The following is an 11,665-nucleotide window of genomic DNA, read 5'->3' as shown; positions in this document are numbered from 1 at the left end:
ACCAGGATGACTAACCACAACGAGGCCAGCCCGAAGGCCAGCAACACCAACGCCGCGCCCGGCGGCGAGCCTGCGGCTGCCACGGCAGGCGGGAACGGTTCCGGCTCCTCGCGCCGCGGGGGCCGCGGTCGCTCGCGCCGGCGCGGCGGGGCCAAGTCGCGGCGCGGCGGGCGCGCGAACAACGCCCGCAAGGGCGGCAAGAATACCCGCACCCATTCCAAGTCCCGCGGCGGGCGCGGCGGCAGCAACTCCCGGCGGCAGGCGGCGGCCAGCCACATGACCACCCGGGACGAGACCTCGGCCGGCGGCCTGGTGGTCTCCGGCCTCGCGGAGGCCGTCCACGACGGCGGCGAAGTGGATCTCACCCGCATCTACGTGGCACTGATCGGCCGGCTCGACCGCCGGGGCCGCCTGCTGTGGTCCATGCCGAAGGGCCACGTGGAGCCCGGGGAGCCGCGGCACACCACCGCCGAGCGCGAAGTCTGGGAGGAAACCGGCGTGCGCGGCGAGGTCTTCGCCGATCTGGGCACTATTGATTACTGGTTCGTCTCTGACGGGGTGCGCATCCACAAGACGGTGCACCACCACCTGCTGCGCTTCGTCGACGGCATCCTCAACGACGAGGACCCGGAGGTCACCGAGGTGGCCTGGATCCCCGTCTCCGAACTCATCGAGCATTTGGCCTACGCGGACGAGCGCAAGCTGGCCCGCATTGCCCACGACATCCTGCCGGACATGGCCCGTCAGGAGGCAGCTGCCGGGAAGGCCACGCCGCGGTGATGGGACGCCGACTCCGCCGCCTGACCGCCGGTACGACCGCCTGCCTGGCCGTGGCGCTCGGAATCAGCATCGGCGGCCCGGCGGCCACCCCCGACGCGACCGCGCAGGACGCTGAATCCGCCGCCTGGGGCCAGGCGCGCCAGCCGGACCAGCTGGACCTCGAGCTCATCGAGGCCAACCCGGTCCAGGTGGGCGACGCGCTGACCGTGCGCTTCCGGATCCACAACCCGACCGATCAAACCGTGGAGGACTTGCAGGTCACCACCCGGCGGGGGGATGCGGTGCCCACCACCGCCGAGGCCCGCACGCAGCTGGCCCAAGGCTCCTTCCCGTATTTCGGCGCCAGCGCCCACCCCGGGACCCTGGGCCCCGGGGAGACCCGGGAGGTCAGCCTGACGATCCCGACCGGGCTGGAGGGCGAGGGCTCTTTGGCTATGACCGAAGCCGGTATCTACCCGTTGCTCTACACGCTGACCGGCACCCGCGATGGGGAACCGGTCAGCCTGTCGGAGGACCGCACCCTGCTCGACCTCGCCCCTAAACCTGACGGACAGGAACAAGGCGAGAAACAAGGCGAAGCCGCGGGCCCCGCGGCCGAAGACGCAGAAAACATAGAAGAGACAGAGAACTCCGAGCCCCACGACCTGTCCGTTATCTATCCGATTACTGACACGGTGGACATCGTGCCGGGGGATACCGGCGGGCAGTCGCTGATTCTGGAGTCCGATCACCTGGCCCAGTCCCTCTCGCCCGGGGGACGGCTGGATCGCCTGGTGGATAGCTACCTGTCCCACGACCTGCAGGGCGCGGCCTGCGCGGCGCTGGACCCGGCGCTACTCAGCGTGGTCGAGCGCATGGAGGACGGCTACACCGTCCATGATTCCCGGCCTTCAGTGGCACACCAGACCAAGCGCCTGCGCGATTCGTGGTTTAACGATGACGCGGACTACCGCGGCGAGAACGGGCAGGGCAGTAGGGCCGCCAGTGAGTGGCTGGCCAAGATCAAGCAGCTCGACTGCGTTATGGCCATGCCCTGGGCGGACGCGGATCCCTCGGCCGTGCGCAGTGTGGACAACGCCTGGCTCGACCACGAGGCCTTCGCGCACGGCGCCGAGATCATCGAGCGCCTGGCCGGCCGCCCGCTGGCCAGCAACGCCCTGGTGGGCAGCAAGGGCTACGTCACGGAAGACCTCGGCCGGCCCGCCGTCGTGGCCGACAACAGCATCTGGGAAGGCCAGGCGCTTTCCTTCGACGCCTCCCTGGGGAGCCTGCTGGCCCAGACCGGCACGCGCCCACAGACCACGGCCTATTCCAACCCGGAGCTGCGCTACGACTACCGGGTGGACTCCGTCCTCGCGCGGGACTTGAGCGCCGCCGCAGCACTCCGGCTAGGCGCCCAGGAGGACGACACCCTGGCCGTGCTGCCCGCCACCCTGGAGCCGGCCACCGCCGACCAGGTGCTCGCCGCGGGCGAGGCCGTGCTGAGTGATAACACCGCGCGCGCCAAGCCAATTTCCGCGCTGCCGCTGGAAACCAGCGAGGCGGCGGAGCAGGGTTTGCCGGCCGGCAGCCCCTACGTGGACCCGGCTGCTTTCGATGCCACCCAGACCGGGCGTATCAAGCAGCAGGCGAAGTACGCCGACGAGCTGACCAAGATCATGGTCAACGATCCGCATATCGCGCTGACCCGCTACGGCTTTACCCAGCCCTTGCGCCACGATCTGCTCACGGCGCTTTCGGCCACCCGGCGGACCAGCCTGCCGACCGCTAAGGAATCGGAAGAGGCCTCCACCCGGCGCCTGGACGCCAACTCGAACACGCTGCAAGAGCTGCGCTCCTCGGTGACGCTGTTGCCGCCCGGCAACGTCTACACGCGCGTCTCGGAGTCCTCGCCGCTGCTCATCGTGGCGGAAAACGGCCTGCCGCTGCCGGTGGAGGCCACGCTGGAGTACCAGGGCCCGGATAACGCCCGGCTGAACACGCCGGAGCGGGTTCGGATCCCCGCCACCGGCTCTATTACGGTGAACATGACCGCCGATCTGCCCGAGCAGACCGACCGCATCCGTATGGAGCTGTGGCTGGCCACCCCGGAATCCGACATGATCTCGCAGCCGATAAGTATCGCCGTGCAGACCCGAGCCGGTATCCTCAGTGTCTATGGCATCGGCATCGCCGCTGCACTCGCAGTAGGTTTGGCCCTTCTTTTTAAGGTCGGGCGCAAGAAGAAATCAGAGACGTAAAAGAGCTTAAGTTTTTCTATGACCAACCAGCAGGGCCGCGAGGCTGAATCAGAATCCAGGCACGAAGAACCGAAACCCGCCGGCCTCCGCGGGCGGATCGTTTCGGCGTCGCCGCCGGCTCCCGTGCCCACCCGCCGCGAGCCGGTGAACGTGCCGGCCGCGGAACCGGTGGAGGACAAGTCGGACCTGCGCGGCAAGAATGCCGAACAGTCCACCAGCGACCGCGACGTGGTGCGCGCGACCGGCACGATGGCCATCGCCACGCTGCTGTCGCGTATCACCGGCTTCCTCCGCCAGATGCTCATCGGCGCCACCCTGGGCGCCGCCGTCGGCACGGCGTTCAGCTCCGCCAACCAGATCCCCAACCTCGTCACCGAGATCGTCCTGGGCGCGGTGCTGACCTCGCTGGTGGTGCCGGTGCTGGTGCGCGCGGAGAAGGAGGACTCCGACCGCGGCGAGGTCTTCATCCGCCGGCTGTTCACGCTGGCCTTTAGCCTGCTCGGCGTGGTCACGCTGCTCTCGGTGCTCTTTGCTCCGCTGCTGACGGAGTTGATGCTGCCCGAAGATTCCAAGGCAAACTCGATCCAGGCGATCTCCTTTGCCTACTTCCTGCTGCCGCAGATCTTCTTCTACGGGCTCTTCGCGCTGTCCCAAGCGGTGCTCAACACGAAGAACATCTTCGGCTCGGGCGCGTGGGCGCCGGTGGTCAACAACATCATCTCTATCTCGGTGCTGTTGATGTACCGCTTCCTGCCGGGCAGCCTGCACCCGGACGCGCCCAGCCCGGTGACCGACCCGCACGTCATCCTGCTGGGCTTGGGCACCACCACGGGCGTGGTGGTCCAGGCGCTGATCCTGCTGCCGTACCTGAAAAAGGCCGGCATCAACATGCGGCCGATGTGGGGCCTGGACGACCGCATCAAGCAATTCGGCAGCATGGCGGTGGCCATCATCGCCTACGTGGCCATCTCCCAGGCCGGCTACGTGGTCACCTCCCGGGTGGCCGCGCACGCCGACGCCGGCGCGCCGCTGGTCTACCAAAACGCCTGGCTGCTGCTACAGGTGCCCTACGGCATCATCGGCGTCACGCTGCTGACCGCCATCATGCCGCGGCTGTCGCGCAACGCGGCCGACGGCGACGTCGACGGCGTGGTCCGGGATCTGACGCTGAGCTCCAAGCTGACCTTCATCGCGCTGATCCCGATCGTCATCTTCATGACGGCCTTCGGTACGCCAATCGCACGCGCTCTTTTCCAGTACGGTTCCTACGGCGCCGACAGCGCCGAGCAGCTCGGCCTGACCATCAGCTTCTCCGCCTTCACGCTGATCCCTTATGCGCTGGTGCTGCTGCACCTGCGCGTCTTCTACGCCCGCGAGGAAGCCTGGACCCCGACGTTTATCATCGCCGGCATCACCTTCACCAAGGTGGTGCTGACGCTGCTGGCTCCGCTGGTGGCCAGCAGCCCGGAGCACGTGGTCATCCTGCTGGGTACCGCCAACGGCTTCGGCTTCATCTCCGGCGCGGTCATCGGCGCGTTCCTGCTCAAGCGCAAGCTGGGATCCCTGGGCGGCAAGGAGCTCAGCCGCACGATCGTGTGGGCCACGATTTCCGGCGTGGTGGGCGTGGCAATCACGATGGCCGCGAACTGGCTGGTGGGCCTGGTGCTGCCGGATCCCATGCCGTCCATCTTCTACCTGCTGCGCGTTATCGTCTTCGGGATCCTCTTCGTCGTCATCACCGGCCTGGCGCTGTCCCGCTCCGGCCTGCCCGAGGTCCAGAACCTGGGCCGGGCCCTGCACCGCATCCCGGGCATGGCCCGCTTCATCAAGGTCGACAACTCCCAGGCCATCGAGGTCGAGGAGCCGGAGCTGCAGGAAATCCAGTCCGTGTTCACGCAGGACTCCTTCAACTCCTCGCCGGTCCCGCCGCCCATGTCGGCCGGCATTGTCCGCGGCCCCCGGCTGGTCCCGGGCGCGCCGGTCTCCGACGGCCGCTTCCGCCTGCTCAAGGACCACGGATCCGTGGCCGGCGCCCGCTTCTGGCAGGCGCGCGAGCAGTCCACCGGCCGGACGGTGGCGCTGACCTTCGTGGACACCACCAACCAGGCGCCGTTCGCGCCGGCCAACCCGGGCCAGGCCGCGCGCCGCTCCGCCGCGGTGGCCCGCAACACCCGCAAGCTGGGCGAGCTGGGACTGACCTCGGTGGCGCCGAATATCGAGGTGCTGTCCTATCGCTCCGGCTGCCTGGTGGTGGCCGACTGGGTCGCCGGCACCGAGCTGAAGACGGTTGCCGCCTCCGACGGGCTGGACCCGCACGCGGTCGCCCACGCGATGGGCTACATGGTCGAGGACACCGCCACCGCCCACGAGGCCGGCGTGCTCATGGGCCTGGATCACCGCGACCGCATCCGGATCTCCACCGACGGCGTGGCCGTGCTGGCCTTCCCGGCGGTGCTGAGCGACGCCGCGGAGTCCACCGACCGCGAGAGCCTGAGCTCCGCACTCGACATGCTGGTCGAGTCGACCTCGCCCACGCCGAAGGTGCTGCGCGATATCGCCGCCGATGCCGAGCTCTCCGGCGAGGAGGTCGCGGCCGAGGTGGAGCAGGCCTACCGGGAACTGGACGCCGCGGACGCGGACGATAAGGAAGACAAGGAGGAGGCACTGGCCGCCGCGCAGGGCAAGACCCTGGCCGGAATTGCCCACCGCCTCTACGACTTCGCCCCGAACGATCCGGAAGGCGACGAGGCCCTGCCGGTCAGCCAGCTGCCGGACGATACCCCGGAGGAGACCCCAGAACCGACCGCCGGCTTCGGCGGGCGCGGCTACTCGGGCTCCGGCGTGCTGCTCATCGGCGTACTCGCCACCATCTTCGTGGTGCTCATGGCGGCCCTGACCACCTGGGTGATGTCGATCCTGGGCAACAACACCGAGAACGCGCCGATCAACACGGAGGCGGTCAAGCAGGCCGAGCCGACCCTGCTCTCCGGCCCGCCGCTGCTCCTCGACGCCCAGTCGGCCCACACCGTGCCGGCGAACAAGGACGCCAAAGACCTCATCGACGGCGACAAGTCCACGCGCTGGTCCACCGAGAAGGCGGAGACCGGCGTGGTCCTGCGCCTTGAGGATCCGGTGCAGCTGCGCGACGTCATCATCGATCAGTCGGGGAGCTCCCAGGCAAAGGTGGAAATCTACGCGGTGGAGTCGGAGACCTTCGACCCCACGAACCCGCAGCTCGACGAGCTGCCGCAGCTGGCCAGCGAACCGCTGCAGGGCTCGCGCACCTCGCTGGATCTGAAGGAGAAGCCGGAGTTCTACGACGGCCTGCTGGTCTGGATCAGCGAACTGCCGAAGAATAAGAAGGCCACCCTGGCCGATATCCGCGTCGCCGGAGTGCCGCAGTAGCTTTTCTTCCGCTGCGGCCCCGGCGGATTCCCGCAGCTAGTGGTTAGTTTATCCGTTAACTAAAAAATTATCTCCTAGCAGCGGTTGACAGATTTAAACCTTGGTGTATCATCGTTTGTAGACGCATCAACAACAGGTGCGCGGAGAATTGCATAGACTGGCGCTTGCCAAACAAACATCGCCTACTACACCGACTACTTCAAGGAGTAACAATGACCAACCTCGCAGGTAACTTCGTTCTGGACCCGGCCCACACCACCATCGGCTTCGTCGCCCGCCACGCCATGGTGACCAAGGTCCGCGGCAACTTCACCGAATTCGACTCCAACATCACCATCGCGGACAACATCGCTGACTCCCAGGCCCAGGTCACCATCAAGGCTGGCTCCATCGACTCCGGCAACGCCGACCGCGACAACCACGTCAAGGGCGAGGACTTCTTCAACGTTGAGTCCTTCCCGGAGATCACCTTCACCGCCACCGAGTTCAAGGTGGACGAGTCCGGCAACGGCTCCGTCACCGGCGACCTGACCATCAAGGGCACCACCAAGCCGGTCACCCTGGAGGTCGAGACCGACGGTATCGCCGAGGACCCGTTCGGCAACACCCGCCTGGGCTTCGAGGCCAAGGGCAAGATCAACCGCACCGACTTCGGCGTTGACTTCAACGCCCCGCTCAAGACCGGCGGCGTGCTGGTCTCCGAGGACATCAAGCTGGAGATCGAGGCCTCCGCTATCAAGCAGTAAGGCGCTCGCCTCCTTCCAGCCGAAACCAGACCCCGGGTCGGCTCGCAGACTGTGCAAAGCCGATTCCGGGGTTTCCGGCGTTTTCAGGCACTACTGTGGTGGCTATGACTTCGCAGACTGCCTCCGTGCCCGAACCCGCCACCCTCACCCAGGAGGCGGCGCGCCACCGCAGCGAGAACCTGCGGGTGGACTCCTACGATCTGCACCTGGATCTGAGCGCCGCGGCCACCCAGGCCACCTTCGGCGTGCACGTCGTCGTGGAGTTTTCCACCGCTGACCCGCACGTCTTCCTGGACTACCTGGGCGCCAGCGTGGATAGCGTCACCCTCAACGGCCAGCCGAGCCCGTTCGCCTTCGCCGACGGCTGGCTGACCGTCGACGACGTGCCGGTGGGGCAGACCGTGCGCCTCGAGGCCCACGGCCAGAGCCGCTATTCCCGCACCGGCCAGGGCCTGCACCGCATGGTGGACACGGCGGACGACGCCGTCTATATCTACTCCCACCTGGAGCCCTCCGACGCCCGCCGCATCTTCCCGTGCTTCGACCAGCCGGACCTGAAGGCCGCCTTCAGCGTCCACATCACCGCCCCCGCCACCTGGCAGGTGCTGTCCAACCAGCCGGAGTTAAGCCGCACCGACTGCGGCGAGGACTGCGTGACCGTTAGCTTCGCGCCCACCCCGCCGCTGTCGACCTACCTGACCGCCTTCGCGGCCGGGCCCTACCGCGTGGTGGAGGACACCTGGGCCCCGGAGGGCGACAGCGCCCAGCCGATCCAGCTGCGGGCCTTCGCCCGTGCGTCCATGGCGGACTACCTCGACGCCGAGATCCTTGAGCTGACCCAGCAGGGCCTGGGCTTCTTCCACGCGCACTACGACTTCCCGTACCCGTGGGGCAAGTACGACTCCATCTTCGTGCCGGAATACAACCTGGGCGCCATGGAAAACCCGGGCCTGGTCACCTTCACGGAGAAGTACCTCTTCCGCTCGCAGGCCACCCGCGCCCAGCACGCTGGGCGGGCGAACACCATCCTCCACGAGATGTCGCACATGTGGTTCGGCGACCTGGTGACCCCGCGCTGGTGGGACGATCTGTGGCTGAAAGAGTCCTTCGCCGAGTTCATGGGCGCGGATTCCTCGGTGGAGGCCACCGCCTACACGGAGGCCTGGGCGAATTTCGCCGGCAGCCGCAAGAACTGGGCCTGCCAGCAGGACCAGCTGCGCACCACGCACCCCATCAAGGCGGAGATCCCGGACGTGGACGCCGCCCGCCAGAACTTCGACGGCATCACCTACGCCAAGGGCGCCGCCGTGTTGAAGCAGCTGGTCCACTACGTCGGCCGCGAGGCCTTCTACGCCGGCGCGCGGGACTATTTCGCCGCCCACGCCTTCGCCGCCGCTAGCTTCGACGACTTCTTGGACGCGCTGGCCGGGCACACCGACCGCGACCTGCCGGAGTGGGCGCGGCACTGGCTGCGCACCACCGGCATCGACAGCCTGCGCCCGCAGGTCACCGGCACCACAACCATCGAGCACCTCTCCGTTCTCAGCGAGGACCCGGAATCCACCCGCCCGCACCGCCTGGACGTGACGCTGCTGGACGAGCACTTGCGAAAGCAGGCCACCTTCGACGTCGATATCGCAGCCGGCGCCGGAGCCACGGAGATCCCCGCGGCCGCCGGGCTGGACCTGCCCGCGCTGGTGGTGGTCAACGACTCGGACCACGCCTACGCCAAGGTGGGCTTCGACGACCGTTCCCTGGAGACCATCCGCACCCGCCTGTCCGAGATCGACAGCGATCTGACCCGGGCGGTGATCTGGACCGGGGTGTGGAACATGACCCGCGACGGCGCTTGGCCGGTCAGCCAGTACGTGGAGACGGTCACCCGCCACGCCGCCGCGGAGACCAACGCGACTTTGCTGGCCACCGCGCTGAACAACGCGCACTACGCGATCAACTGCTTCGTGCCGGAGGCCGAGCAGGACCCGGCCCGCACCGACTTCGCGGACCGGCTCTGGGACCTCGTCCACCGAGCCGCGCCCGGCTCCGACGAGCAGCTCATCCTGACCCGCAGCACGATTGCCGCCCTGGCCGCCGCGCCCGGCGACGCCCCCATCGCGCGCCTGAAACAGCTTCTGGACGGGCAGCTTGCCGGCCTGCGCCTCGATCCGGATGTGCGCTGGTCCCTGGTCAAGGCCCTGCGCGCCCGCGACGCCTTCAGCGCCGAGGATCTGGCGGCGGAGCAGGCTAACGATGCCACGCTGACCGGCGCCGCAGCCGCCCTCGGCGCGCGCTATTCCACCCCGGATAACGCCACCAAGCGCGAGGTTTTCGACCTGGTGACCACCCCGGAGAAGTTCTCCAACGCCCAGGTCGACTCCCTGTTGGCTGCCTTCAACGCCCCGCGCTCGAAGGCCCTGCGCGAGCCCTTCGCCCAGGCCTATTTCGATAAGCTGTCGCACCTCTGGGAGGCCCACCCCATCGAGATTGCCAACCGGCTGGTCCGCGGCCTCTACCCGTACCTACCGGGCCGCGACGCAGCCACCACGGCCTTTATCGAGAGCCACCAGCCCCCGCGCGCGCTGGCCCGCGTGCTGACCGAATGCCAGGACGAGCTGCGCCGCCGGCAGGCCGTGAAGGCCTCGCCGGCCCAGCACTAGGAGCACCTTCCCGAGAAAACTTCGCCTCCCCGAGTGGCGCAGGTCGCAAAAATAAGGTGGAATAGGAGTCACCATCACTTTTTAAAACTCGGGGGTGTTTCAAGCGATGGGCTCGGGGGAGACTCTATCCAGCCATAAAACCGACCAAGCAGATCACACAGACAGCACAGACAGCACAACCAGCACAAGCAGTGCAAACAGGGCGAGCAGGACTGACAACACGGGGCGCGACAAGACCGATCAGGAACTCGTCGACGCGTATATCGGGGGAGACGGCAAGGCGTTTTCCGCCATCGTGGAGCGCCACCGCTCACGCCTGACCACCGTGGCGCGGCGGTACACGCACAACGACACCGACGCCCAGGACATCGTGCAGGAGGCGCTGCTGCGCGCCAGCCGGAAGCTGCACACCTACCGGCGGGAGGCCCGGCTGGGCACCTGGCTGCACCGGCTGGTGATGAACTCCGGCTACGACTTCCTCAATCACCGCTCCAACCGGGAGAATTATTCCCTCGACGCAGGGGTAGTGGACGAGGACTATAACCACCTTTTGGCCTGCACCGACGACCGGGACGTGGACCTGCGGATAACGCTTTGCGCCGCGCTGCGCCTGCTGCGCCCGGATCAACGGGTGGCGTTGTGGCTGATCGACGTCGCCGGCTTCGACGTGGCCGAGGTCGCCCGCCAGCAGGGAGTGGCGCCCGGGACCATCAAGTCCCGCCGCGCCCGGGCCAAGGGGGTACTCAAAGAAGCCATCTCTTTTAGCCCGTGAGATTCCGACCCAATGATTAAGGTTGTGTATCAACTTCCCGCAGGCCCGCGCTGTCGATGCGGGAGTTTTCCCTAGACCGAGTAGAATCTGGGGCGTTAAGCGACTCGATTTGAATCAAGGGGAGTTACACACACATGACCGTTCACAATGTCGCCATCGTTGGATCCGGCCCGGCCGGCTACACCGCGGCGCTGTATGCGGCCCGCGCGGAGTTAAACCCCATCGTCTTCGAAGGTTTCGAATACGGCGGCGAGCTGATGAACACCACCGAGGTAGAAAACTACCCCGGCTTCCAGAAGGGCATCATGGGCCCGGACCTCATGGAGGAAATGCGCGCTCAGGCCACCCGTTTCGGCGCTGACCTGCGCATGGAGGTCGTCGACTCCTTGGAGCTCGACGGCGAGATTAAGAAGCTGCACGTCGGCGACGAGGTCTTCGAGGCCCGCACCGTCATCCTGGCGACCGGCGCCGCCCCGCGTCACCTGGGCGTGCCGGGTGAGCAGGAGCTGACCGGCCGCGGCGTGTCCACCTGCGCGACTTGCGACGGTTTCTTCTTCAAGGGCCACAACATCGCGGTCATCGGCGGCGGCGACTCCGCCATGGAGGAGGCGACCTTCCTGACCAAGTTCGCGGAGACCGTGACCATCGTGCACCGTTCCGAGAACTTCCGCGCCTCCAAGATCATGCTGGAGCGCGCGCAGCAGAACCCGCAGATTAAGTGGGAGCTCAACCAGACCGTCGAGCGCGTCCTCGAAGAAGACGGCAAGGTCAGCGGCCTGGAGCTGCACAACGCGGTGACGGGGGAGACCAAGACCCTCGACGTCACCGCCATGTTCGTGGCCATCGGCCACGACCCGCGCTCGGCCTTCCTCGACGGCCAGGTCGACCTCAACGAGGCCGGCTACGTCACCGTGACCCACCCGGGCACCGAGACCAACCTGCCGGGCGTCTTCGCCTGCGGCGACTTGGTCGATGACCACTACCAGCAAGCCATCACCGCCGCCGGTTCCGGTTGCCGCGCGGCGATCGATGCGGAACATTTCCTCGCGGAGAATCGTTAAATCA

7 protein-coding genes are annotated in these 11,665 nt (G+C 67.3%); all 7 read left to right on the top strand.

What is annotated here, in order from left to right:
* Positions 1-6 precede the first annotated feature (6 nt).
* The gene (locus QQS53_RS11935) at positions 7-780 is read left to right on the top strand and encodes an NUDIX hydrolase (RefSeq protein ID WP_472776022.1); all 774 of its coding nucleotides are present in this window, start codon (positions 7-9) and stop codon (positions 778-780) included.
* Positions 780-3,020, top strand: a complete 2,241-nt coding sequence (locus QQS53_RS11930; protein WP_472776021.1) for a hypothetical protein — start codon at positions 780-782, stop codon at positions 3,018-3,020. The genes QQS53_RS11935 and QQS53_RS11930 overlap by 1 nt, the downstream gene beginning before the upstream one ends.
* Before the next feature lie 18 nt (positions 3,021-3,038).
* Complete coding sequence (murJ, locus tag QQS53_RS11925; protein ID WP_472776020.1) at positions 3,039-6,425, top strand: murein biosynthesis integral membrane protein MurJ; 3,387 nt, start codon at positions 3,039-3,041, stop codon at positions 6,423-6,425.
* Positions 6,426-6,637: 212 nt separating this feature from the next.
* A complete protein-coding gene (locus QQS53_RS11920) occupies positions 6,638-7,171 on the top strand; it encodes a YceI family protein (protein WP_472776019.1) in 534 nt (177 codons plus the stop codon).
* Between the two features lie 104 nt (positions 7,172-7,275).
* Positions 7,276-9,828 carry an aminopeptidase N gene (gene pepN / locus QQS53_RS11915; protein WP_472776018.1) on the top strand — a complete coding sequence of 851 codons (2,553 nt, stop codon included), beginning with the start codon at positions 7,276-7,278 and terminating at the stop codon, positions 9,826-9,828.
* 94 nt (positions 9,829-9,922) lie between these two features.
* A complete protein-coding gene (locus QQS53_RS11910) occupies positions 9,923-10,600 on the top strand; it encodes an RNA polymerase sigma factor (RefSeq protein WP_472776017.1) in 678 nt (225 codons plus the stop codon).
* Positions 10,601-10,734: 134 nt separating this feature from the next.
* The gene (gene trxB, locus QQS53_RS11905; RefSeq protein WP_472776016.1) at positions 10,735-11,661 is read left to right on the top strand and encodes a thioredoxin-disulfide reductase; all 927 of its coding nucleotides are present in this window, start codon (positions 10,735-10,737) and stop codon (positions 11,659-11,661) included.
* Positions 11,662-11,665 lie beyond the last annotated feature (4 nt).

Source organism: Corynebacterium sp. 2571A, assembly GCF_055700935.1.
Note: the sequence above shows the minus strand (reverse complement) of the source record. Positions and strands in the feature narration are given on the sequence as shown.